Origin of the sequence: Halopolyspora algeriensis (assembly GCF_003337235.1) — a bacterium.
In the GTDB taxonomy this organism is placed as follows: Bacteria; Actinomycetota; Actinomycetes; order Mycobacteriales; family Pseudonocardiaceae; genus Haloactinomyces; species Haloactinomyces algeriensis.
On the sequence record NZ_QPJC01000002.1, the window covers coordinates 49,706 to 72,358 of the forward strand.

At 67.6% G+C, this 22,653-nt stretch carries 21 protein-coding genes; 13 read left to right on the plus strand and 8 right to left on the minus strand.

Annotated elements, in window-relative coordinates:
* Positions 1–81 precede the first annotated feature (81 nt).
* Entirely contained in the window at positions 82–1,695 is a 1,614-nt protein-coding gene (locus DFQ14_RS03585) for an ABC-F family ATP-binding cassette domain-containing protein (RefSeq protein WP_114451631.1), read from the plus strand.
* Between the two features lie 82 nt (positions 1,696–1,777).
* On the opposite strand, the gene DFQ14_RS03590 is transcribed toward DFQ14_RS03585, so the two are convergent.
* Positions 1,778–2,536: a dienelactone hydrolase family protein gene (locus DFQ14_RS03590; protein ID WP_114451632.1), complete on the minus strand. Its 759-nt coding sequence runs from the start codon at positions 2,534–2,536 to the stop codon at positions 1,778–1,780.
* A 669-nt stretch (positions 2,537–3,205) separates the two neighbouring features.
* Here DFQ14_RS03590 and DFQ14_RS03600 point away from each other — a divergent pair.
* From DFQ14_RS03600 to DFQ14_RS03625, 6 genes are all read left to right on the plus strand, one after another.
* On the plus strand, positions 3,206–3,772 hold the full coding sequence (locus DFQ14_RS03600) for a flavin reductase family protein (RefSeq protein WP_114451634.1): 567 nt from the start codon (positions 3,206–3,208) through the stop codon (positions 3,770–3,772).
* 94 nt (positions 3,773–3,866) lie between these two features.
* On the plus strand, positions 3,867–5,363 hold the full coding sequence (locus DFQ14_RS03605; protein ID WP_246195675.1) for a 4-hydroxyphenylacetate 3-hydroxylase family protein: 1,497 nt from the start codon (positions 3,867–3,869) through the stop codon (positions 5,361–5,363).
* Positions 5,364–5,466: 103 nt separating this feature from the next.
* Positions 5,467–6,324, plus strand: coding sequence for a catechol 1,2-dioxygenase (gene catA / locus DFQ14_RS03610; RefSeq protein ID WP_114452090.1), 858 nt, complete (start codon positions 5,467–5,469; stop codon positions 6,322–6,324).
* Between the two features lie 150 nt (positions 6,325–6,474).
* Positions 6,475–7,596, plus strand: coding sequence for a muconate cycloisomerase family protein (locus DFQ14_RS03615; RefSeq protein ID WP_114451636.1), 1,122 nt, complete (start codon positions 6,475–6,477; stop codon positions 7,594–7,596).
* Positions 7,597–7,623: 27 nt separating this feature from the next.
* Positions 7,624–8,109, plus strand: coding sequence for a dehydroquinate synthase/iron-containing alcohol dehydrogenase family protein (locus DFQ14_RS03620; RefSeq protein WP_114451637.1), 486 nt, complete (start codon positions 7,624–7,626; stop codon positions 8,107–8,109).
* A 58-nt stretch (positions 8,110–8,167) separates the two neighbouring features.
* On the plus strand, positions 8,168–8,965 hold the full coding sequence (locus tag DFQ14_RS03625) for an IclR family transcriptional regulator domain-containing protein (RefSeq protein WP_114451638.1): 798 nt from the start codon (positions 8,168–8,170) through the stop codon (positions 8,963–8,965).
* A 52-nt stretch (positions 8,966–9,017) separates the two neighbouring features.
* Here the strand turns inward: DFQ14_RS03625 and DFQ14_RS03630 are convergent, their stop codons facing one another.
* From DFQ14_RS03630 to DFQ14_RS03650, 5 genes are all read right to left on the minus strand, one after another.
* Positions 9,018–10,031: a MaoC family dehydratase gene (locus DFQ14_RS03630; RefSeq protein WP_114452091.1), complete on the minus strand. Its 1,014-nt coding sequence runs from the start codon at positions 10,029–10,031 to the stop codon at positions 9,018–9,020.
* 88 nt (positions 10,032–10,119) lie between these two features.
* Positions 10,120–11,370, minus strand: a complete 1,251-nt coding sequence (locus DFQ14_RS03635; RefSeq protein WP_114451639.1) for a CoA transferase — start codon at positions 11,368–11,370, stop codon at positions 10,120–10,122.
* Positions 11,371–11,421: 51 nt separating this feature from the next.
* Complete coding sequence (locus tag DFQ14_RS03640) at positions 11,422–11,934, minus strand: nuclear transport factor 2 family protein (protein ID WP_114451640.1); 513 nt, start codon at positions 11,932–11,934, stop codon at positions 11,422–11,424.
* The gene (locus DFQ14_RS03645; RefSeq protein WP_114451641.1) at positions 11,931–13,325 is read right to left on the minus strand and encodes an MFS transporter; all 1,395 of its coding nucleotides are present in this window, start codon (positions 13,323–13,325) and stop codon (positions 11,931–11,933) included. The genes DFQ14_RS03640 and DFQ14_RS03645 overlap by 4 nt, the downstream gene beginning before the upstream one ends.
* Positions 13,326–13,426: 101 nt before the next feature.
* A complete protein-coding gene (locus DFQ14_RS03650; protein WP_114451642.1) occupies positions 13,427–14,044 on the minus strand; it encodes a TetR/AcrR family transcriptional regulator in 618 nt (205 codons plus the stop codon).
* A gap of 110 nt (positions 14,045–14,154) precedes the next feature.
* Between DFQ14_RS03650 and DFQ14_RS03655 the strand changes: the two genes are divergently transcribed.
* From DFQ14_RS03655 to DFQ14_RS03675, 5 genes are all read left to right on the plus strand, one after another.
* Entirely contained in the window at positions 14,155–15,342 is a 1,188-nt protein-coding gene (locus DFQ14_RS03655) for an acyl-CoA dehydrogenase family protein (protein ID WP_114451643.1), read from the plus strand.
* A complete protein-coding gene (locus DFQ14_RS03660) occupies positions 15,342–16,238 on the plus strand; it encodes a MaoC/PaaZ C-terminal domain-containing protein (protein WP_158546645.1) in 897 nt (298 codons plus the stop codon). The genes DFQ14_RS03655 and DFQ14_RS03660 overlap by 1 nt, the downstream gene beginning before the upstream one ends.
* Positions 16,235–17,059 carry an alpha/beta fold hydrolase gene (locus DFQ14_RS03665; RefSeq protein ID WP_114451645.1) on the plus strand — a complete coding sequence of 275 codons (825 nt, stop codon included), beginning with the start codon at positions 16,235–16,237 and terminating at the stop codon, positions 17,057–17,059. The genes DFQ14_RS03660 and DFQ14_RS03665 overlap by 4 nt, the downstream gene beginning before the upstream one ends.
* A 94-nt stretch (positions 17,060–17,153) precedes the next feature.
* Positions 17,154–18,812 carry an AMP-binding protein gene (locus DFQ14_RS03670; RefSeq protein WP_114451646.1) on the plus strand — a complete coding sequence of 553 codons (1,659 nt, stop codon included), beginning with the start codon at positions 17,154–17,156 and terminating at the stop codon, positions 18,810–18,812.
* A complete protein-coding gene (locus DFQ14_RS03675; RefSeq protein WP_114451647.1) occupies positions 18,812–20,029 on the plus strand; it encodes an acetyl-CoA C-acetyltransferase in 1,218 nt (405 codons plus the stop codon). Before DFQ14_RS03670 ends, DFQ14_RS03675 begins: the two co-directional genes overlap by 1 nt.
* Before the next feature lie 15 nt (positions 20,030–20,044).
* On the opposite strand, the gene DFQ14_RS03680 is transcribed toward DFQ14_RS03675, so the two are convergent.
* Complete coding sequence (locus tag DFQ14_RS03680) at positions 20,045–20,560, minus strand: O-acetyl-ADP-ribose deacetylase (RefSeq protein ID WP_114451648.1); 516 nt, start codon at positions 20,558–20,560, stop codon at positions 20,045–20,047.
* A gap of 165 nt (positions 20,561–20,725) precedes the next feature.
* Here DFQ14_RS03680 and DFQ14_RS03685 point away from each other — a divergent pair, with 165 nt between their 5' ends.
* Positions 20,726–21,880, plus strand: a complete 1,155-nt coding sequence (locus DFQ14_RS03685; RefSeq protein ID WP_114451649.1) for a CapA family protein — start codon at positions 20,726–20,728, stop codon at positions 21,878–21,880.
* Positions 21,881–22,131: 251 nt separating this feature from the next.
* Here the strand turns inward: DFQ14_RS03685 and DFQ14_RS03690 are convergent, their stop codons facing one another.
* Positions 22,132–22,560, minus strand: a complete 429-nt coding sequence (locus DFQ14_RS03690; RefSeq protein ID WP_114451650.1) for a PPOX class F420-dependent oxidoreductase — start codon at positions 22,558–22,560, stop codon at positions 22,132–22,134.
* Between the last annotated feature and the right edge of the window lie 93 nt (positions 22,561–22,653).

Sequence of the window (22,653 nt, forward strand, 5' to 3'; positions counted from 1 at the left end):
CCCGAGGCCTGCGCGAGCGTTGCTCTCGCGCGTTTCCGTGCCCGGCGGGTATCCCTACCGCACTCCGGTCGGTGCTCCTCGATGTCTGCTTCCGCTCTGCTCGCTCGTGATCTCGCCAAGTCCTACGGACACATCCGCGTTTTCGACGGTGTGTCGATCACCGCCGCGCCGGGCCGTCGCATCGGGCTGGTCGGTGACAACGGCGTCGGCAAATCCACCCTGCTGCGCCTGCTCGCCGGTGTGGAAGACCCCGATGCCGGGGAGATCACCCGCCCCGATGATGCCGGGTTCCTGCACCAGGAGCTGCCCTTCGACCTCGCCGGCACGGTCGGTGACGTGCTCGAGGACGCGCTGGCTCCGCTGCGCGCCGCCGAACGCGAACTCGCCGAAACGGCCGAGGCGCTGACCCGGCGGCCGGACGATGCCGACCTGCTGGCGACCTATGGACGGTGTCTGGAGTGGGCCCAGGTCCACGAGGTCTGGGACGCCGACCATCGTGCCGGGAGGGTCCTCGACGGACTGGGGCTGGAGGGCGTCTCGCGGCAGCGAGTGCTGGCCACCCTGTCCGGTGGCCAGCGGTCCCGACTCGGGCTGGCCGCGTTGTTGCTGCGGCAACCTGGTGCCCTGCTGCTGGACGAGCCGACCAACCACCTCGACGATGCCGCGATCTCCTTCCTGCAACGGCATCTGTGCGACCTGCCGGGTGTGGTGGTGCTGGCCAGCCACGACCGGGTGTTTCTCGACGCGGTGTGCACCGACATCGTCGATATGGATCCCGGACTCGACGGGCCGACCCGCTACGGCGGTGCGTTCTCGGACTACCTGCGAGCCAAACACGCCGAACGGGCGCGCTGGGAACAGCGTTATGCCGCCGAGCAGGACGAGTTGGATCAGCTCCGGCACGCGGTGGCGGTCACCGCACGCAACGTCAGCCACGGTGCTGCGCGTGGCAACACCAGCAAGTTGGCCTACGACTACAAGGGTGCCCGGGTGGAGAAGCAGGTTTCCCGGCGGGTGCGCGACGCGCGGCAGCGCCTGGAGGAACTGGACCGCAGGCAGGTGCCCAAACCTCCCGCGCCGCTGCGCTTCGCCGCCGCGCTGACCAGTGCCGCCACGACCGGCGACGTGAGCGTGCAGGTGCGCCGGGCAGGGGTGCGCGGTCGACTGTGGATCGACGAGCTCGACCTGTCCGGTGACGGTCGCCTGCTGATCACCGGCCCGAACGGTGCGGGCAAGTCGAGCCTGCTGTACCTGCTGGCCGGGTGGCTGCACCCGGAGTCGGGCACGGTGTGGCACCGTCGCGGTCTCCGGGTCGGTCTGCTGGAGCAGGATGTGGTTTTCGCCGACGGTGCCCGCACACCACGCCGGGTTTATGCGGAATCCACGTCCGGGCGTGGTGACGTTCCCGCCTTGTCCGAGCTCGGGCTGCTGCCCCCTCGGGACATCGATCGTCCGGTGGGGACGCTGTCGGTGGGGCAGCGGCGCCGGTTGGCGCTGGCGACGCTGATCGCCGACCCGCCGCGAGTGTTGCTGCTGGACGAGCCGACCAACCACCTGTCGTTGACCCTGGCGAGCGAGCTGGAGGAGGCGCTGCGTACGGCGCCGGGGGCGACCGTGGTGGCCAGCCACGACCGGTGGCTGCGCCGCCGCTGGGATGGTGCGAGTCTGGCCCTGGTCTCCGGCAGGATCGCCTGAGAAAGTGTGCGGATTGGCGTGTGTGGTGGGGCGGAATCGACATCGATTCCGCCCGGTTTTCGCGGCCGAGAACCTGTTCTGCTCACTTCACGTGGGTCGCGAAGAACCGCGTGGTGGCCTCCCAGGAGTCGAGCGCGGCTGCGCTGTCCGGGCCGTCGTTGAGGAGCCCGCGCAGGAAGCCGTGCCCGACACCCGGGTAGATGGTGTGGTCGTAGGAAGCCCCGGAAGCGCGCATGGTGTCGCGGAATTGGTGCATCTGGTCGGTGCCGATGTAGTCACTGTCGCCCCAGAACGCGAGCACGTTGCCGGTGATGTGGTCGGTGAGGTCGATGGGACGTGGCACGGGGTCGGGATTCGGGTTGGACACGCCGAAGGGGAAGGCGTAGTAGCAGGCGGTTTCGAGATCGTCGCGCCGGGCGGCCAGGTCGAGGGCCAAGGTGCCGCCGAGGCAGAACCCGAGTGTGCCGAGCCGGGTACCGGTTGTCTCGGGCTGCCGGGACAACCAGTCCAGAGCTGTGTCGAGGTCGTGCAGCGCACTGCGCTCGCTGAGCCGGGAGTGGCGGGCGAAGGCCTCGTCGCGGGTGTCTTCGGTGAGACCGCCTTGCCGGAAAAAGTAGTCGACGAGTAGTACCACGTACCCGTCGCCGGCAAGTCGGTCCGCGATCGCCTGGTAAAAGGGTGTCGGCCCGTAGATATCGGTGATGAGCACAATCCCGGGACCGGACCCGTCGAGCGGTGTGTAGCAGGTCGACGGGAGAGCCTCGCCGGAATCCAGCGGTATGTGCACCTGCTGCGACGGCATGCCGAGGTCGTACGGGGGCGTGTCATGGCGGTGGCACATGGGGTTTCCTTGACGTCGGCTATGTGCAGGGGCGGTGAGGAATTCCCGGGTTGGTGCGTCGGCCGCAGGCTCGGTCGGTGGGTGATCCGAAAATGCCCGTTCCTGTTGAGGAAAAGTCCGTTGTGGACCGGTCTCGCAGTTGAGCTTTGTGGAGTTGGCGTTCGTGCTGAATGCGGTTGCTGTGGAAGGTGTGAACCGTGGCCGCCGGTGCGAGCCCTGGGAGGCTGCTGTCCGGGGCCGGTCGACTGCCTGACTGGCAGTCGTATGTAGCCGCTTTGCGTACAAAGCGACCGTTATTCGGTAATTTCGTTACTGTGGCTCGAGCCGTGCGGCCTGTCAAGAGTCAACGCGAGACGGGCCCGCTTCGCTCGATGTGGCGGCCCCCGGCGGACACAGTGCTCGCCGACGGCGAAATGCTTCCGCGTCTGCATCGATGGTTCGAACGAGCGGATGAGCAAATCCTGATTGCGGCATTCCTGTACGAGTTCTTCTCGGATGTGGTGGCACCGGAGCACCCCGGACGGTGGTCCTTCCCGGGGCTGTGCGGGCACATCATGAAATGTTCGGGATTCGCCGAAATTTCCTCTTGACAGGGACTGTGCCCCACTTCATAGTAGCGAACACCGGATAGCGGACAAATAATACGCATTGCGTACATCGGAGGGGCCCATGCGGATCGACCCCCGGCAACTCAGGAACTGTCTCGGCCACTTCGCGACCGGTGTCACCGTGATCACCTGCGACGTGGAGGGCGAGCCGCACGGCGCGACGGTCAATGCCTTCAGCGCTGTCTCTCTCGACCCGCCGCTGGTGCTGGTGTCGCTGGATCGCAAGACCAAGGCGTGCCAGTACCTGGAGGGCCGGCCGTTCACGGTGAACGTGCTGCAGGAAGGGCAGGACGACGTCGCCCTGCACTTCGCGGGCAAGCCCCGCAGCGAGCCGATCGAGTGGGTGCGTCCGGAGGGGGTTGCCCCCTGGTTGCCGGGGTCGCTGGCCCGCGTCTCCTGCCGGCCGTGGGATGCCCACGACGGTGGGGACCACGTGCTCTATGTCGGTGAGGTCGAGGAGTTCGAGTTCGACGATGGTCGGCCGCTGGTGTTCTACCTCGGCGCCTTCCGCCATCTGGGCGAGGCGTTCGAAACGGTGCCGTGGCTGGAGACGGGCGACTGCCCATCGGGTTTGAGCCGTCTGGTCGGGATGCCTGAGCCGGTGCGGGACGAACCCGTTGCCCAGTAACGAACCGCATCACCCAATGAACAGGAGTGACGACGTGACATCGCAGGAACAGCAGGCGAACCCGGAAGTCGCCCCGGAGGCCAAACAGCGTCCGATGACCGGCGAGGAGTACATCGAAAGTCTGCGCGACGGCCGGGAGCTGTTCGTCTACGGCGACAAGGTCGATGACGTCACCACGCATCCGGCGTTTCGGAACTCGGTGCGGATGACGGCGCGGATGTACGACGCGCTGCACGATCCGGACACCAAGGATGTGCTGACGACGCCGACCGACACCGGCAACAACGGGTTCACGCACCCGTTTTTCCGCACGCCCTACACCAGCGAGGATCTGTTCGCCGACCGCAATGCGATCGCCGAGTGGGCCAAGATCTCCTATGGCTGGATGGGCCGCAGCCCCGATTACAAGGCCTCGTTCCTCGGCACGCTGGGAGCCAACGCCGATTTCTACGAGCCCTTCGCCGACAACGCCCGCCGGTGGTACACCGAGTCGCAGGAGAAGTGCCTGTACTGGAACCACGCGATCATCAATCCGCCGGTCGACCGCGACAAGCAGCCCGACGAGGTCAAGGACATCTTCATCCACGTCGAGGAGGAGCGCGACGACGGCCTGATCGTTTCCGGCGCGAAGGTCGTGGCCACGGGATCGGCGATCACCCACTACAACTTCATCGCCCACTACGGCCTGCCGATCAAAAAGCGCGAGTTCGCCCTGGTGTGCACCGTGCCGATGGGTGCGCCGGGAATGAAGCTGATCTGCCGCACTTCGTATTCGGCCATGGCCGATCAGATGGGCAGCCCCTTCGACTACCCGCTGTCGTCCCGGTTCGACGAGAACGACACGATCTTCATTCTCGACAAGGTGTTCATCCCGTGGGAGAACGTGTTCATCTACGGTGATGCGGAGAAGGCCAGCACGTTCTTCCCCGGTTCGGGCTTTCTGCACCGCTTCACCTTCCACGGTGTGACCCGGCTGGCCGTCAAGCTCGATTTCATCGCCGGGCTGCTGATGAAGGGTGTGGAGTCGACCGGCACCAAGGACTTCCGCGGCATCCAGACCCGGGTGGGCGAGGTCATCGGCTGGCGCAACATGTTCTGGGCACTGTCGGATGCGATGGCGGCCAACCCCGACGATTGGGTCGACGGCGCCAAGCTGCCGAAGCTGGACTACGGGCTGGCCTACCGGTGGTTCATGACCGTGGGCTATCCGCGGATCCGCGAGATCATCATGCAGGATCTGGGGAGCGGACTGATCTATCTGCCGTCCAGCTCCGCCGACTTCGCATCCCCGGAAATCCGGCCCTACCTCGACCAGTACGTGCGTGGCTCCAATGGATACGACTCGGTCGAGCGCGTCAAGTTGATGAAGCTGATCTGGGACTCCATCGGCAGCGAGTTCGGCGGCCGCCACGAGCTGTATGAGCGCAACTACTCCGGCAACCACGAGGGCGTGCGTGCCGAGCTGCTGTTCGCCGCGCAGAATTCCGGTGCGGCCGATGCCATGAAGGGCTTCGCCGAGCAGTGCATGGCCGAATACGACCTCGACGGCTGGACCACCCCGGACCTGTTCAATCCCGACACCCCCGAGTGAAGATTCGGGTGGTGACCGGAGGTCCTCACCGGTCACCACCCTTTCCCGTGTTTCCTCCAGCGGCGGCACCGGTGCGCGCCCGCTGAACGAGAAAGGAGTGATCATGACGACGACGGAGAACACCTCTCCCACGGCCGCGGGTTCCGGCGCGTCGGCCACGCAGGCCTTCCGCGCCAGTCAGCAGCAGGGGGCGCCCGAGGGTGGTGTGTCGGCCGAGCGCGTCAGCACCGTGGTGCAGGCGGTGCTGGCCGGTGTGCACGAGGCCATCCACACCCACCAGGTCACCTACCCGGAGTTCCAGGCTGCCAAGCAGTGGCTGATCGACGTCGGCGAGGGCGGTGAGTGGCCGCTGCTTCTCGACGTGTTCGTCGAGCACGAGGTCGAAGACGTGGCTTCCCGAACTCAGCAGGGCAGCAAGGGAAGCATCCTCGGCCCGTACTACCTGCCCGACCAGCAGAAGCTGCCTGCGGTGACCGCACTGCCGATGCGCGCCGACGAGCAGGGCACGCCGCTGACCTTCGCCGGCCAGGTCCGCGACACCGCGGGCAACCCGTTGCCGGGTGCCGAACTGGACATCTGGCACGCCGACGACGAGGGCTACTACTCCGGGTTCGCCCCACACCTGCCGGAAGGCAATCTGCGCGGGGTCGTCGCCGTTGACGAGCAGGGTCGGTTCGAAATCGACACCATCCAACCGGCCCCGTATCAGATCCCCACCGACGGGCCGACCGGCATGCTCATCACCGCCGCAGGCTGGCACCCGTGGCGGCCGGCGCACCTGCATCTGATCGTGCGCGCGCCCGGCCACCGGTCGATCACCACCCAGTTGTACTTCGAGGGCGGCCAGTGGTTGGACAGCGACGTCGCACAGGCCACCAAGCCCGAGCTGGTGCTCGACCCGCACCCTCAGGAGGACGGTCGGCTGCGCTCGGAGTACGACTTCGTCCTCGAACCGGCCTGAGTCCCGGGCGCCGACGCATTCGTGGTGGCCGGATGTTTCCGGTGCGGGCATCCGGCCACCACGGGCCGCTCCGCCCGATCTCTGGCATCCCCTTTGTGGTGCGCATCCTGAACGAGTCCATCCGGCCGAGAGGCCGAGAAGGAGAGCCGTATGTCGTCCTTGACGATCCAGTCCGTTGACACGGTCATCGTCGACCTGCCCACGCGTCGCCCGCACAAGTTCAAGTCGGTCACCATGGATTACCAGAGTTACGTGATCGCACGGGTGCGCACCGCCGACGGGATCGAGGGCATCGGGGAATCGACGACCCCGGGCGGGCCCTGGTGGGGCGGCGAGAGTGTGGAGACGATCAAGGCGACCATCGACACCTACCTCGCCCCCGAGCTGATCGGACAGCAGGCTTCGCGAATCGACCTGCTGCTGGAGCGGATGGATCGCATCGCGGCGGACAACCAGTTCGCCAAGGCCTGCGTCGAGATGGCCTTGTTCGACGCCTGGGGCAAGGCTCTCGGAGTGCCGGTCCATGATCTGCTGGGAGGCCTGTTCCGGGAATCCATCCCGGTGACGTGGGCTTTGAGTGCCGACGACGCCGACATCGTCATCGGCGAGGCCGAGGAGAAACTCACGGCCGAGGGACACCGCAGCTTCAAACTCAAGGCGGGAGCCCAGCGGCCCGAGGAAGACGTCTCCCGCATCCTGTCGGTGGCCAAAGCTCTCGGTGATCGGGCCAGCGTGCGCGTCGACTTCAACGCCGCCTGGGACGCCAACACCGCGGCGCGCTGGTTGCCCAAGCTCGAGTCCGGAGGCATCGATCTGATCGAGCAGCCGATTCCCGGCTGGAACATCGAGGCCATGGGCCGTCTCGCCGCACAGCTGACCATCCCGATCATGGCCGATGAGAGCGTGCGCAGCGTGCAGGACGCCTACACGGTCTGCCGCTACGCCGCCGGCGACATCTTCTCGCTCAAGGTCAACAAACTGGGCGGATTGTCGCGGACCAAAAAGACTGCCGCAGTCGCCGAATCGATGGGAATACCGTGCCACGGTGGCACCAGCATCGAAAGCTCCATCGGCACGGCCGCTGCCGCGCACGTGTATGGTGCGTTGCCCAACGTGACCTTCGGCAGCGAACTGTTCGGTCCCAAACTGCTGGCCGATGACCTCACCGAGGAATCCCTCGTCTACGACAAGGGTGAGTTGCAGGTGCCCGACGGGCCGGGGTTGGGAGTTCGTCTCGACGAGGTCAAACTCGCCGAGTACCGGCGTTCGTGACGAAGCGGGTGCGGAGAGGAGGCCGCCATGCCAACCACCGTTTCACATGCGGTTCACCAGGAGCCGCTGGTTCTCTCGGGGCCCGGTGCGCTCGGTGAACTGGGGGACGCATCGGACCGACTCGGTATGGACCGGATCGTGGCCGTGTGCTGCTCGCAGGACGTGCCTGTCGCTCTGGGGCAGGTGATCGGCATACTCGGTAGCCGTGTCGTCGCAGTCGTCGACGACGCCGAGGAACTCCCCACGCCGCAGGCCGTGTTCGCCGCCGCCGATATCGCGGTCACCAGCGAGGCCAATGGTGTCCTCGCACTTGGCCGGCCCGGCCCTGTCGAGTTGCTCAAGGCTCTGCCCCTGGTCGTGGATGTGCCGACGGCAGTGGTGTCGGCGACGTGGCCGAACACGGCCGACGAGTGGTGGGCACTCAGCGATGGCGGCATCCTCACCAGTGGTCGACAGCAGCACGCACATCTGCGTCTCGTCTGCGACGACCCGCTTTTGAACACGCACCACTAATATACGATATGCGGCACATTTCACCGCTATGCGGCAGAAGACGAGTCGAGGGAGCACGATGGTGAAGCCGCAGGAACGCAGGGACTACCTCCAGTCCCTGGAACGAGGATTGTCGGTCATCCTCGCGTTCTCGAATCATCGTCCCCACCTCAGTCTCGGCGACTTGGCCGAAGCCACCGGGTTGAGCAGACCGACCGTACGTCGCATCGTGCTCACCTTGGAAGAGCTCGGCTACATTCACAGCGAAGGCCGCCAGTTCTCCCTCACACCGCACGTACTGGCGCTGGGCAACGCCTACCTCTCGTCGCTGAACATCACCGAGGTCGCCCAACCGTTCATGGAGGAGGTCACCCGGATCACCGGGCAGACGTGCTCCTTGGCCGCGCTCGACGGTGACCACGCCATGACCCTGGCACGCGTGCCCACGCGACGAGTTCTGAGCATCACCCTCACCACCGGATCCCGGCTGCCTGCCTACGCCACCTCGATGGGCCGGGTGCTGCTGGCCGGACTTCCCGACACCGAGCTGGACTCGTTCCTCGAAAACGCCGAGTTGGACCCGCTGACACCGCGGACCACGACGGACCCCGATCAGCTGCGCACGATCATCGCCGAGGTCCGTCAGCAAGGATGGGCGCTGGTGGACCAGGAGCTCGAGGAAGGGGTCCGTTCCTTCTCGGCGCCGATCCGGGACTTCACCGGGCGGGTCCTCGCCTCCTTGAGCATGTCGTGCGCGACCGTTCAGGTCTCCTTGGAGACGATTCGCGAAGAACACCTCCCCGCTTTGATCAAGACCGCACGGGACATCAGCGAACGTCTCGGTGCTCACATCGGACGGGACGACGAAGCGGGATAGCCGGTATCCGGATCGCGTCGCCGATGCCGACCGTGGCTCGGTCGAGGACGTCTCAGCTCATGAGCGCGATGTAGCGCCAGTCGAGCACATCGATGACTTCGTCGTCGGCGGGGTTGCTCGCGCGCACCAGGGAGCGCAAGTGCACCAGTCCGCCGCCGCGTGGCAGGGGTTCGGTGTTTTCCACCGTGACCGTGGAGAACAGGGTGTCGTCCTCGTGGACCGGTCCGGTGTGGTCGCAGGAGTGCCATCCGAGGACGGTCACCAGATTCGGGAGCGCGCGCAGGGTTTGGTGCAGCGCCAGCCCGATGGTGTGTCCGCCGTAGACCAGCCTCCGGCCGCCTGTGGTCGCTGTGCGGTCGTGGTGCACGGCGGCGATGTTGCCGGTGAGTCTGGCCAGTTCCGGAGCGCAGGAGACCACGTCTCCACCGTCGACGCGCCAGGTCGTTCCGGGGCTGATGTCGGCGAAGTGCATACCGGGGACTGCTCGACGGAAACGCGCCAGGTCCCAGGTCGACGCGACCTCTGCCATGGTCCGGGTATCGGCTTCGGCCCCGACTCGGGAGAAGTCGTCCGTGTGGCCGGTGTCCGTGCCGGCGCTGCGCAGCGGGAGCATCGCGCAGCGCCAGAAGTCCAGTACGGTGCGCTCGTCCTGGTCGGTGGTGGTCATGCGCAGTACCGCCAAGCCGGTGGGCCGGGATCGGTTCTGTTTCAGTGCGACGACTTCGGTCCTGGTGTGCAGGGTGTCGCCGATCGAGGGTGCGTGGTGGAAGGCGAATCCGCGGTAGAACAGGTTCGCCACGACGCGGTGGGTGACCAGGGTGCTCTGGCCGATGGCGACATCCCAGACCAGGCCCGGATGGGCGAGGGGGCGTTCGCGCCCGGTCACGTACCGCGACAGTCGCTCGTCGAGTGCGAGTCGCATCCGGTTGCCGAGCACCGACTGGTGCGTGGTGGCGTGGCCTGCCGTGAGGGTCACGGCGGGGGCCTGGTCGACGACGTCTCCCACAGCCAGATCCTCGAAATACGGACCACCACTGACGAACTCCGTGTTCGTCGGATTGCTCATCGGCATTCACCTCTCGCTGTTGACAATGCACGCGGGGACTTCACTGCCACGGCTTCGTCGCGCTTGCGGCCGGTGCACGAGGGCATGGTCACTCACGACCACCGACGATGCCCGCGTCTCGCAGTCGGCCGAATTCGAGCTGGGTCAGGCCCAGCCCGCCGCACAGCACTTCCTCCGTGTGCTCGCCCAGCGCCGGAGCAGGGGTGGGGCAGAGGCCGGTACCGGACCACCGCAGTGGTGAGCCGGTGGCCAGGACGGGGCCGACCTCGGGCTGGTCGACTTCGCCTGCGAGCGGGCCGGCCTCTCCGGCGGCCGCTTCGGCGGCGACATCGCTGACGCCGCGGTATCGGCTCCACAGCACTCGGGTTCCACCGAATGCCGTGGTGATGTCGTCGATGGTGCGTCCGGCGAACCAGGGGCGCAGGATCGCGGCGATGGTTTCCCGATGCCGGTACCTGCCCTCTTCGGAAGCCAGTTCGGTACCGAGGGAGGCTTCCAGTTCCGTGAAGACGGTGCTGGTTCCGGTGACCTCGGTCAGTGCGTGCCACTGTGCGGTGGTGAGTGCGACGATCATGACGCGGCCTGCGTCCGCGGTGGGAAAATCGCACCCGAAAGTGCCGTAGAGATAGTTGCCGTGGCGAGGGCGTTCCTGGCCGCTGAGCTGGGTTTCCGCGAGCCAGCCGAGATCGCCGAGGGCGCTCAGGGCGACATCGGCGAGAGCGAGCTCGATGTAGCGGCCGTGGCCGTTGCGGTCGCGGTCTCGGAGTGCCGCGAGCAGGCCCGAGACCGCCGTCATCCCCGTGAGCAGGTCCCATGCGGGCAGAACATGATTGACAGGTGCGGCGTGCTCGCTGGGTCCGGTCCATTCCGGAACGCCCATCTCGGCGTTGACGGTGTAGTCCACGGCCGGCCGCCCGTCGGAGTGCCCTTGGATGCGCAGATGAATCAGGTCCGCACGACGCCGGCTCAGGTTCTTGTGGGAGGTCCAGCCGTGATCGGGAGCGTTGTTGAGGAAGATCCCCCGGTCGGGACCGGGGCGGGTGATGAGTGCGGAGGCGAGCTCTCGCCCCTGTTCGGAACGTAGGTCCACGGTGATCGACCGCTTTCCCTTGTTCAGCCCGGTCCAGTACAGGCTTCCGCCATCCTCGGCCAGCGGCAGCCTGCGGTGGTCGGCCGCACCGCCGACGGGGTCGATGCGGATCACGTCGGCACCCATCCGTGCCAGGGCCATCCCGCCCGACGGGCCTGCGACGAAGGTGGAGCACTCCACGACCTGCAGCCCGTCCAGTGGCTGGTGTGCGTGCGATCCGTCGGCGTGTGGATCGCCGGAATGCGGCATGGCCGGCCTCCTGTCGTATTTCGCTCGTGGTTCTTCTGCGGTGAGTACCGCTCAACGAGCGGAGCCCTCTCCCCGGTAGCGCTGGTCCAGCGCCCCGGCAGCAGGTCTCCACTCGATGCGGCCGGGTGCCCAGCCGGAGGCCAGCGGTCCCCAGAAGAAGAAGGTGACCTTGCGCTCGCGGAACCGCCATTGCCCGTCCGAATCGCGAACCACATCGTCCTGGTAGCGCCCGGCGGCGATGTGGGCTTCACCGTCGACGACGCAGGGCTGATCGAGCCAGGTTTCCCCCCGGGCCTCGTCGCCGTCGACGGTGATGGTCTCGTTGCTGCTGAAGTGCCACCACGCCTGCAGCGGGCCGCTTTGCAGTTCGGCGAAGAAGGTGCGCAGCTCGTCGCGCCCACGTGCGGTGGAGAGCCCGACGAAGGCACCGTCGGCGGTGAACAGCTCGGCGAGCTCGCTCCACCGGCCGTCGTCGAGGTACTGGCAGTAGCGGGCGCGGAGTTGCCGGATCTCCTCGATGTCCTCGAGTCGGCGGATGCGTGCTTCCAGATCTGTCCGGCTCATTCGATGCTCATCTGCCCTTCCGGAGTGTGTTGCGGCGACTGCTGAGCGGGCTGGGAGGTCTCGTAGAGATCGCGGCGGAAGTGCTCGCGGATGGTGAACACCGATACGAACGTGATCGCGGCCATCGCGATGATGTACAGCGATACCGACCAGGCGGAGACGGTCACGGCCAGCAGGGCGGTCATGATGAACGGAGCGAAGCCACCGGCGAACACCGACGCGATCTGAAAACCCAGGGACGCCCCCGAGAAGCGCACGTCGGCCGGGAACATCTCGGCATACATGGCGGCCTGGGGCCCGTACATCACGGCGTGAATGGTGAATCCGAGGGCCAGCGAGAGCAAGACCAGCGGCAGCGACCCGGTGTCGATCAGCCAGAACAGCGGGAAGGCGAAAGCCGCCATCAGGACCGCTCCGGCAAGGTACTGCTTGCGACGCCCGAAGCGATCGCTGAGAGCACCGAACAGGGGGATGCTGATGATCTGCGTGGCGCCGGCTGCCATCACGCAGACCAGCGCGGCCGTGCGTGACATTCCGACCTGCTCGCTGGTGGCGTAGCTGAGCATCCCGGAGATGAGAATGTAGAAGGTGCCGTTGACGACGAAGAACGCGCCGGCCGCCTGCAGGATCTCTCGCCAGTAGCGCCGGAAAGCCACCCCGAGGGGCGTCTTGCGGACCCCTGCGGCTGCGTGTGCCGCTGCCGACTCCCGGCGCATCGCTTGGAACACCGGAGTGTCTTCGATCTTGAGCTGCACGTAGATCCCGATGGCGACCAGCAGCAGGCCCGCCAGAAAGGGGATGCGCCAGCCCCACGCCTCGAATTGGGCGGCGGAGAGAGCGCTGGTCAGCGCGAGGAACATCGCGTTGCCCGCCACGGCTCCGATGATCGCGCCGGTCTGAATGAGGCTGCCGTAGTACCCCCGGCGTTCGGTGGGGGAGTGTTCGACGAGCAGCAGGGCCGCACCACCCCACTGCGCTCCCACGCCGAGCCCCTGCATCAGCCGCAGGACGACCAGCAGGACCGGAGCCCACAGGCCGATCGAGGCGAAGCCGGGCAGCACGCCGATGCCGAAGGTGGCCACGCCCATGATCACCATCGCGGCGACCAACGGCGGTTTGCGCCCGAACCGGTCACCGAGGTGACCGGCGATGATCCCGCCGAGCGGGCGGGCGAAGAAGCCGGCACCGAAGGTCGCGAATGCCGCCAGCGTGCCGGCCACTCCGCTGAACGACGGGAAGAACAACGTCCCGAAGACGAGCGCGGCGGCCGTGGAATAGATGATGAAGTCGAACCACTCCAGTGCCGTGGCCGTCACCGCGGCCGCGGCGAGATTGCCCATCTTGGTGGGCACGGCCGTTTGGTCGGGAGGAAGGTCCAGATCCGTGCGCATTCGTGTCACCTCCGGGCTGCCGCTCCGCAGCCTCAGTACGAACGATCGTTCACAACGTAAGCGGGACCGCGGGAACTGACAAGGTGTGCGGCGAAATTCCCTCAGGGCCGTGCTTCGAGCAGGGCCAGCGCGTAGCGGGACTGCTCTTCGGCCAGCTGTGTCTTCGACAGCCGTCCCTCGGGGCGGTACCACGTGGAAATCGCCGAGCACATCGCCGTGATGTTGCGGGCGGCATCGCCGGGGTAGGGGGTGGTGAATTCTCCCGCGGAAACCCCGTCGGCCACGATCTCCTCGAAGATCGCCTGGGTCTGGTCGCGTGCTTCGACGACGTGCTCGCGGTTCTTGCCTGCGAGGTAGCGGATCTCGCTGATGGCGACCAGGGCGGCGACCTGGTGATCGACGACGAAGCCGACGTAGGCCTTCACGGCTGCACGCAGGCGTTCGGCGGCGGTGGTGGCTTCTGCGTTCGCAGCGTGGCGGGTGCGGGCCAGTTGTTCGTCATTGGCGCGCCGGAGCAGTTCGGCCAGCAGTTCGGATTTGGACGGGAAGTAGTTGTACAGGTTGGACAGGCTGGTCCGGGCACCGCGGGCGATGTCGCGCATGGAGGCGCCGTTGAACCCTTGTTCGCCGAATGCGTCGAGGGCCGCGTTCAGGATCGCGCTCTCGTTCCCCCGGGTGGAGGGAGCGATCAGTTCCGGCGCAGGAGAACGATCGTTCATAACCAGAGGCTATGGAGGGTCGCTCGGGGCGTCAAAAGGGGGTCGCACTCTTGACTGTGCTTGCCGTGCCTGCTTCTCTGAAGTGAACGTTCGTTCTCTGGAGGAGTCCGATGACCCACCGTCCGTCCCAGCGCGCGGAGCCCGCTCCGCACTACCTCACCGAGGAACGCCGGGAGATTCGGAAGTTGGCGCGGGAGTTCGCGATGAACGAGGTGCTGCCGCTGGCCGATGAACTGGATCCGCAGCACGGAACCATTCCCGACTCGTTGCGGGATCGCATGGGTGAGATGGGATTCTTCGGGATTCTCATCCCCGAGGAGTACGGCGGTCTCGGATTGGGTGTCTTCGAGTACTGCCTGGTGGCCGAGGAGTTGGCTCGGGCGTGGCTGAGTGTCTCCGGCTTGCTGGCCCGGGGCAACGGCATGGGAGGAGGCTTCACCGAGGAGCAGGAAGCTCGCCTGCTTCCCCGGGTGGCCCGCGGGGAGTACCTGGGTGCCTATGCGCTGTCGGAGGCCGATGCCGGTTCCGACGTCGCCAATCTCGCGTGCCGTGCACGGCGGGACGGTGACGAGTGGGTGGTGCACGGCACCAAGATGTGGTGCACCTACGCCGATGAGGCCGACTACCTGGTGCTGTTCGCACGGACCGATCCGGACAAGGACCCGCAGCGCCCGCACCGCGGCATCAGTGCCTTCCTGGTCGAGAAGGAACGCGGCTCGTTTCCCGCCGGGCTCACCGGCACGCCGGTGCGCAAGATCGGCTACTTCGGGTGGAACACCTGGGAGCTGTCCTTCGACGGCCTGCGGTTGTCCGCCGATGCCCTGCTCGGTGAGGAGGGGCGTGGTTTCTACCTGGCGGTGAGCGGGCTGGAGGTGGGTCGTGCCCACACGGCAGCGCGCGCGATCGGCCTGGCCCGGGCCGCGCTGGAGGATTCCCAGGCCTACGTCAAGCAGCGTGAGCAGTTCGGCCAACCGCTGGCCGATTTCCAATCGATCCGGTTCAAGATCGCCGATATGGCCTCCCGGATCGAGGCGGCACGGCAGTTGATGTACTCGGTGGCCACCGAGATCGACAGCGGCGGTCGCTGCTCGAAGGAGGCCGCGATGGCCAAGTTGGTCGCCAGTGAGATGGCCGAGCGGGTCACCAGCGAGGCGCTGCAGATCCACGGTGGTGCGGGCTACACCACCGACTTCGCCGTGGAACGGCACTGGCGCGATGCGCGACTGACCAAGATCTTCGAAGGAACTTCGGAAATCCAGATGCGCGTGATCGCCGACGAATTGCTGGGGAGGGCATGATGACCACGAGTGCTGCGCAACCGTCCTCGGCCACGGCCACCGGCGAAGGCGGGGAGAGGTATTTCGAGGACTTCGCCGTCGGGCAGCGATTCACCAGCGCCACGCGGGAAGTCACTCAGCGGGACCCGGAGGCGTTCACGGAGATCAGTGGTGATGCGCATCCGTTGCACACGGATCCGTCCTACGCCGCCACCACCCGATTCGCCCGGCCGGTATTGCAGGGCCCGTTCGGTATCGCCGTGGTGGCGGGGCTGTTCCACGACCTGGCTGTGGTGGACTCGACGGTCATCGCGATGCTGGACACGCACTGGCGCTACCTGCAGCCGATCCATGTCGGCGACACTCTGCACTTCGAGATGACCATCACCCGCTGCCGCCGCAGTTCCAGCGGTGACCGGGGTGTGGTCAACCGCCACGTGGCACTGATCGACCAGCACGGGCAGCGGGTGCAGGAGGGCACCACGGCGGTGCTGGTGCAGGCCCGCGAGACTCGGGACCCGAGCGAGGATCCGGTTGGTTGTGCCTTCGGGACCGCCGCCTGGGGTGAGGCGCTGGCGCGGCGACTGGAGGCCGACCGGGAGTTCGGTTCGGCCACCGCGAGCTGGGACGGCACGTTCGGGCTGCGCTGCGGCGAGGACGAGGTGCACCTGCGCGTCTACCGCGGGCGGGTCCTCGAAGCGACCCGCCGGGCGCCGCTGGGAGCCACGTTCACCGTCGAAGCCGACGAGCTGACCTGGACCGAGTTGCTGACCGGCCCCCGCAACGACTTCACCCACCGGGCCATGCGCGGCCAGTTCCGCACGCGCGGCAGCGGCTACGACTATCTCCGATTCACCAAGGCCCTGACGGTGCTTGTCGACAACGCACGCAGCCTCGCAACCGAGGAGACCCGATGATCCACGCCCAGTACTCGGAGATCGACGGTGCGTCGGCCTATGTCGAGCAAGCCGGCGCGGGAACGCCCGTGCTGTGCCTGCACACGGCCGGACAGAGCGGGGTGCAGTGGCGGCACGTGATCCGGGAGCTGGCCGAGCTCGGATATCGCGCCGTGGTGCCCGACCTGCCCGGGCACGGCCGTTCGGAACCCGCGCCCTCCGGCCCGGTCCGGGACTTGAGTGTGTACGCGGACTGGTGCCGGTCCCTGATCGGGGCGCTCGACCTGCAGCGCCCGTACGTGGTCGGCTGCTCGATCGGAGGCAAGATCGCTCTCGATCTGGCCGCCCGTGCAGGCAGTGCACTGTCCGGTGTGGTCGCCATGGCCGCCGACGCCCACAACGGAAACGTCAGCCTGCGAGGGCTGGAGCGCGAACTGGAGGACGCGGCCGCTCCCAGCCGCACCGACCGCACCTACTACGGCACCCTGGCCTCGGTCGGACGTTCGGTGCCTGCCCGGCAGGCGGAGCTCATCGCCACGATGCACCGCCGCGAGGACCCGGCGGTGTCGACCTCCGACCTGATCGGCTGGGGCAGCCACGATCTGCGCGCCGCGCTGCCTGCCATTGCCTGCCCGGCTCACCTGGTGGTCGGTGAGGACGACCCCTGGCTGGATTCCGAAGCGGTGCGGTGGGCGGCCGCGCAGATCCCGGGTGCGTGCTGCACGGTTCTGGAAGGGATCGGCCACTACCCGATGGAGGAGCTCGACGGATTCGCTCACGTCCTGCACGGGTGGCTGGCCGAACTGGGTGAGTCGGTTCCACGCGAGGCGGTGCGGCCATGAAGGTGCTGTGGCTCTCCGCCCATCCGGTCCTGCGAGACCACCTGGTTCCCGGACAGACGGGATCGGGCGTCCACGTGAAACGGGGTGAGACGAGATGAAGCACCGAGTCACCGACGAATCACCGCACGACCTGCTGTCCTTTCTGGAGGCACTCGTGCGGCAGGATCCCGACGCCATCGCCGTGATCGACGCGGATCCGGAACAACCTGTGCTGGTCAGCCGTGCGCAGTTGTGGCACCGCACGCTGCGGCTGCGCCACGATCTGCGGCAGTCCGGGATCGGCCGAGGCGACTGTGTGGCGGTGTGGCTCCCGAACTGGTCGGATGCGCTGTGCTGGCAGTTCGCCGCCGCCTCATTGGGTGCGCACGTGATCGGGGTGAACACCCGCTACAACGTCGACGAGGTCGCCCACGTCCTCGAGCGTGCCCGCCCCCAGGTCATGGCCCTCGCCCACGAGTTCCACACCCTCGACCTCGCCGACCGGTTGCACCGTGCGGTGCAGGCCGCGGATGCTTCTCCACCGGTGGTGGCGGTGGTGTCCGGGCCCGGCCGACCACCGGCCCAGGACCCGGCTCGCTACGACGTGGGGGCGGGAAGCTGGGTGCCTGCCACCGGTGCGGAGGACGCACCGTCGAGCCACGAGGCATTCGCCGACGAGTTGGCGGTGGCCTTCACCACCTCGGGCAGTACCGGCAAACCCAAGCTGGCCGCGCACACGCAGCGGGGGGTGACCGCGCACGCTCGAGCCGACGCCGGCGCGCTCGGCATCGGAACCGGCGACGTCATGCTGTGCGCGCTGCCGTTGTCGGGCGTGTTCGGGTTCAACACCGCCATGGCCGCCCTGGCCGGCGGCGGGACCTGCCTGTTCGAGCCGGTCTTCGACGAGAACGCCGTGGTCGCCGACATGGCGCGGTTCGCCGTCACGCACGCGGTCGGTGCCGACGACTTCGTCGTGCGTCTCGAGCGGGCCTGGCAGCACCGGCCGCACGACCTGACGAGCTGGCGCTGGCTCGGCATCGCGGACTTCCTCGGCAAGGTCGCGGAGCTGGCCGAATGGGCGCGGTCGGAGTTCGGCACGGTCACCGCCGGGGTCTACGGTTCCTCCGAGTTGTTCGCCCTGACCGCGTTCTGGCCGCACGACGAGCCGTCACCGCGACGATGGTCGGGCGGTGGCCGGGTGGTGTCGCCGGACATCCGGGTTCGGGTGGTCGATCCGGTGTCCGAGGAGGTCCTGCCCGCCGGACCCCGCGGTGAGCTCCAGTTCCGCGGGCCGAACGTGGTCGACGCCTATCTGGGTGATCCGGAGGCCGCGCAGCGCTCGTTCACCGCCGACGGCTGGTTCCACAGCGGTGACCTCGGCGAGCTCGACGCGGACGGCAGTTTCTCCTACGTCTGCCGGATGGGCGATGTGCTGCGGTTGCGCGGTTTCCTGGTCGAACCCGCCGAGATCGAGTACCGGCTGGTCGCGCACGAGGCGGTCGAAACCGCCAAGGTGGTCGGCGTCCGGGATGCCGAGGGGGCTGACCAGGCCGTCGCCTTCGTGGTCGCAGGCCAGGGGAGCACTGTGGAGGCCGAGGAGCTGCGCGCCTGGTGTGCGCAAGGGCTCGCCGGTTTCAAGGTGCCCCGGGCGGTGCACGTGGTCGAGGAGATGCCCACGACCTCGGGGACCAACGGCACCAAGATCCGTGCGGCCACGCTGCGGGAGTGGGCACAGCAATGGGAAACGGAAAAGCAAGGGGTGAGTCGGCAATGATGAGCGAGGTCGTGATCTGCGAGCCGATCCGCACACCGGTGGGTCGCCAAGGGGGAGTGTTCGCCGGGCTGGATGCCGCCAACCTGGCGACCACGGCCCTGACCGGGCTCGTGGAACGCACCGGCCTGGGGGAGGGCGATGTCGACGATGTGCTCCTCGGCCAGTGCTATGCCAACGGTGAGGCCCCTGCCCTCGGGCGGGTGGCCGCGCTGAATGCCGGTCTCGGTGTCGATACCGGCGGTCTGCAGATCGATCGGCGGTGCGGGTCCGGGCTGCAGGCCGTGCTGTACGCCTGCCTGCAGGTGGCCGCCGGGGTGAGCAATGTGGTGATCGCCGGCGGGGCGGAATCGATGAGCCAGGCCGAACATTACGCTCTCGGCCTGCGCAAGGGGGTCCGCGACGGTGGCGTCGAGTTGCGGGATCGCATCGCCCGGGGCCGCGTGACCGCCGGGGGAGATCGGTACCCGGTCCCGGGTGGCATGCTGGAGACCGCCGAGAACCTCCGAGCGGAGTACGGAATCTCGCGCCAGGAGCAGGACGAGCTCGCGCTGCGCTCGCAGCAGGCCGCCGGCGCCGCGGCGCGTGAAGGCCGTTTCGACGACGAGATCGTCGGTGTCACGGTACCGGCCACCCGCCGCGCTGCCGAGCGTGTGATCACCGCCGACGAGCATCCCCGGCCGGAGACCACCGGGGAGGAGTTGGCGTCCCTGCGGCCGGTCCGACTGGGGGTGGACGAGGACTCGACCGTCACCGCGGGCAATGCCAGCGGCCAGAACGACGGTGCAGCCGCCTGCGTGGTCACCACCCGCGAGCATGCCGAGCGGTTGGGGATTCGCCCGCTCGTGCGGCCGCTGTCCTGGGCGGTGGCCGGGGTGCCACCGGCCACCATGGGCATCGGTCCGGTACCGGCCACCGCCGAGGCTCTGGCCAAGGCGGATCTCACCCTGGCCGAGATCGACCTGATCGAACTCAACGAAGCCTTTGCCGCCCAGGTGATCGCCTGCTTGCGCGAATGGAAATTCACCGAATCCGATTACGAGCGCCTCAACGTCAACGGCTCGGGGATCTCCCTCGGGCATCCGGTCGGCGCGACCGGAGCTCGCATCCTGGCCACGCTGACTCGCGAAATGCACCGCCGGGACCACCGCTACGGGCTGGAAACCATGTGCATCGGTGGGGGACAGGGTCTGGCCGCGGTGTTCGAACGGGTCACGTGACCACGGGGACGCCGGTCATTCGTGGCGCCGGATGGCGGTGTTGAAGGCCTCGTAGGAGCCGTTGTCGAAGAGCACGAAACGCACCACGTCGACGTCGGTGGCAGTGTCGTGGACGGCCCGCACGGCGATGTCGGCGGCCTCGTCGAGCGGGTAGCGGTAGACACCGGTGGAGATGGCGGGGAAGGCGAGAGTGCGGGCCCCGAGGGTGTCGGCGACTTTCAGCGATTCGCGGAAACACGAGGCGAGCAGCTCGGAGCGGTCCTCGGAGGCGGCATAGGTGGGCCCGACGGTGTGGATCACCCACCGGGCGGGCAGCTTGCCCGCGGTGGTGGCCACTGCCTGCCCGACCGGGAGCCCGTCCGGGTAGTCGCCGGCTCGGAGCTTCTTGCAGGCTTCGAGGATGTCCGCGCCGCCGCGCCGGTGGATCGCCCCGTCCACGCCGCCCCCGCCCAGCAGCGCCGAGTTCGCCGCGTTGACCACGGCGTCGACGTCCTGCTCGGTGATGTCGCCCTGCACCGCTGTGATCCGCATACCCGGCAGTGTGCCACCCGTCCGCAGCGGTCACCCCGAACGACGCGTCCCCCGTCCCGGTAGCGGTGCGGTATTCGGCGCGCTGCGGGAGCAGTGCACCGGCATTAGCCTGCTGCTCGCCGGAAGTGGGAACATTTCGAGGACACGGGTGCGAGGACGGGTGCTATGGCCGAGTCGATCACCGGCAGAGCCGGGTGGAAGGTGATGTCGGTGGCGGCGGCCGCCGCTCTGATCCTGGTGGGGTGTTCCCCGCCTCCGGCGGATACTGTGGCCGGTGCCGACGGCCCGCAGGCCGCGCCCGCGCCGGCCACGGAGACCGGTGAGGACAGTCGTCCGGAACCCGTTCGGGTGATGTTCACCGGGGACATGCTGCCCAACGACGAGTTGCTGGCCCAGGCGAAGCGCAACGCCGGCGGCCGGGGATACGACTTCATGCCGATGCTGGAGGACATGGCCCCGATCATCTCCGCCGCCGACTGGGCCGTGTGCCAGCAGGAGACCCCGATCTCGGCGGACAATTCCACGATCAGCACCTACCCGCAGTTCTCCGCGCCCCACCAGCTGGCCCGGGCCGAAAGCGCGATCGGCTATGACGCCTGCAGCACGGCCTCCAATCACAGCGCGGACTACGGCGCCACCGGGATTCGGTCCACTCTGGAGGCACTGGATCGCTACGGAATCCGGCACACCGGCACCGCCCGCAGCCGCGCCGAGGCACGCGAATCGACGATCTACGAGGTCAAGGGCGCGCGGATCGGGCACCTGGCCTACACCTACGGGCTCAACGGGCTGCCCGAGCCCGAACCGTGGTCGGTCGATCTCATCGATGCGGAACAGATCCGAGCCGACGCACGCCGCCTGGATCGGGCCGGCGCCGAGATCGTGACCGTGAGCCTGCACTGGGGCACGTCGAAGCGCAAGCAACCCTCGGAGTATCAGCAGCGGGTGGCCGATGCGGTGCTGCGCTCGCCGCACATCGACCTCATCGTCGGCCATCACGCTCACGTGGTGCAGCCGATCGAGCAGCGCGCGGACGGGCAGTGGGTGCTCTACGGGCTGGGCAACTTCCTGGCCCAGCAGGACGTTTCCGCCTCCGATCCGAACCCGCCGCACCGCGACGGGATGATCGCCGAGGTGACGTTCACGCCCACATCCGGTGGCGACTGGCGGATCGACCGGGTCGGCTACATCCCCACCTTCTACGACGCCTCCCGCGGGCGGGTCGTCGTGGCTCCGCCGTTTTCCCGCAAGCGCACCACGAAAACGGTGACCTCGATGGGCGCCGACGTGGTCGAGCGCACTCCCGCCGAGCCGAACTGATCCGCACACTCTCTTACTGACCGCGCGGATTGGGGTCGGCTGACCGGTTGTTTGCGGTCGTTTCGGCAAGCGGCGTCAGCCGCTTCCTTTTCCACGTAGGCAGCCGGCACCGCTGCGGGTTCTCGCCGCACAGCCTCGCGAGGACAGTGCCGACGTGATGTAGTGACTACCTGATGTCGGGGCTCCCGCAGCGAGGCGCAGCCGGAGGTTCCGCCACCCGCACCGCCACCCAAGCCCATCCGCATACTCTCTTACTTGCTTTTGTTCTGCTCGACGATGGTCTGCCGGGCGGGCGTGACCCACAGGATGACGCGTTCGGACTTGATGCCTTCCGGCGGGTACTGCTTGCCGAGGTACTTCTGGGCCAGCTCGTCGATCTGCTCGCGCGCCTGCGGACCCGTGGTCGTCGCCGTGACCTCGCCGCGGACCTCGGCATAGCGGTACGGGTCGTTCTCGTCGCGGATGAGGACGGTGATCCGCGGATCACGTGTGATGTTCTGATATTTCGTGCGGTGGGTTTCGGTGTTCAGCACGATCTTGCCGTCCTGGGCGTGCACCCAGATGAATTGGGTCTGGATCGTGCCGCTGGGCAGCAGGGTCGAGATCGAGGCGTAGTTCTTTCCGGTGGCCAATTCCTCGGTCACCGGGTGCAGATCCGGACCGTTCTTCGTGTCCGCCATCGCGGAGCTCCTCTCGTGCGTCGGTGTCTTGGAACCAGCCGTTCGGAGTCAGTCGTACCGCACATGTGCCGGCCTTGCTGCCTCGGTGACCGG

Coding starts and splice junctions, on each gene's coding strand:
- DFQ14_RS03620 (WP_114451637.1), top strand. CDS start 7,624: ATGCCAACCACCGTTTCACATGCGGTTCACCAGGAGCCGCTGGTTCTC.
- DFQ14_RS03635 (WP_114451639.1), bottom strand. CDS start 11,370: ATGCCGCATTCCGGCGATCCACACGCCGACGGATCGCACGCACACCAG.
- DFQ14_RS03615 (WP_114451636.1), top strand. CDS start 6,475: ATGTCGTCCTTGACGATCCAGTCCGTTGACACGGTCATCGTCGACCTG.
- DFQ14_RS03590 (WP_114451632.1), bottom strand. CDS start 2,536: ATGTGCCACCGCCATGACACGCCCCCGTACGACCTCGGCATGCCGTCG.
- DFQ14_RS03605 (WP_246195675.1), top strand. CDS start 3,867: ATGACCGGCGAGGAGTACATCGAAAGTCTGCGCGACGGCCGGGAGCTG.
- DFQ14_RS03675 (WP_114451647.1), top strand. CDS start 18,812: ATGAGCGAGGTCGTGATCTGCGAGCCGATCCGCACACCGGTGGGTCGC.
- DFQ14_RS03585 (WP_114451631.1), top strand. CDS start 82: ATGTCTGCTTCCGCTCTGCTCGCTCGTGATCTCGCCAAGTCCTACGGA.
- DFQ14_RS03680 (WP_114451648.1), bottom strand. CDS start 20,560: ATGCGGATCACAGCGGTGCAGGGCGACATCACCGAGCAGGACGTCGAC.
- DFQ14_RS03690 (WP_114451650.1), bottom strand. CDS start 22,560: ATGGCGGACACGAAGAACGGTCCGGATCTGCACCCGGTGACCGAGGAA.
- DFQ14_RS03655 (WP_114451643.1), top strand. CDS start 14,155: ATGACCCACCGTCCGTCCCAGCGCGCGGAGCCCGCTCCGCACTACCTC.
- DFQ14_RS03685 (WP_114451649.1), top strand. CDS start 20,726: ATGGCCGAGTCGATCACCGGCAGAGCCGGGTGGAAGGTGATGTCGGTG.
- DFQ14_RS03670 (WP_114451646.1), top strand. CDS start 17,154: ATGAAGCACCGAGTCACCGACGAATCACCGCACGACCTGCTGTCCTTT.
- DFQ14_RS03665 (WP_114451645.1), top strand. CDS start 16,235: ATGATCCACGCCCAGTACTCGGAGATCGACGGTGCGTCGGCCTATGTC.
- DFQ14_RS03650 (WP_114451642.1), bottom strand. CDS start 14,044: ATGAACGATCGTTCTCCTGCGCCGGAACTGATCGCTCCCTCCACCCGG.
- DFQ14_RS03645 (WP_114451641.1), bottom strand. CDS start 13,325: ATGCGCACGGATCTGGACCTTCCTCCCGACCAAACGGCCGTGCCCACC.
- DFQ14_RS03660 (WP_158546645.1), top strand. CDS start 15,342: ATGACCACGAGTGCTGCGCAACCGTCCTCGGCCACGGCCACCGGCGAA.
- DFQ14_RS03640 (WP_114451640.1), bottom strand. CDS start 11,934: ATGAGCCGGACAGATCTGGAAGCACGCATCCGCCGACTCGAGGACATC.
- DFQ14_RS03625 (WP_114451638.1), top strand. CDS start 8,168: ATGGTGAAGCCGCAGGAACGCAGGGACTACCTCCAGTCCCTGGAACGA.
- catA (WP_114452090.1), top strand. CDS start 5,467: ATGACGACGACGGAGAACACCTCTCCCACGGCCGCGGGTTCCGGCGCG.
- DFQ14_RS03630 (WP_114452091.1), bottom strand. CDS start 10,031: ATGAGCAATCCGACGAACACGGAGTTCGTCAGTGGTGGTCCGTATTTC.
- DFQ14_RS03600 (WP_114451634.1), top strand. CDS start 3,206: ATGCGGATCGACCCCCGGCAACTCAGGAACTGTCTCGGCCACTTCGCG.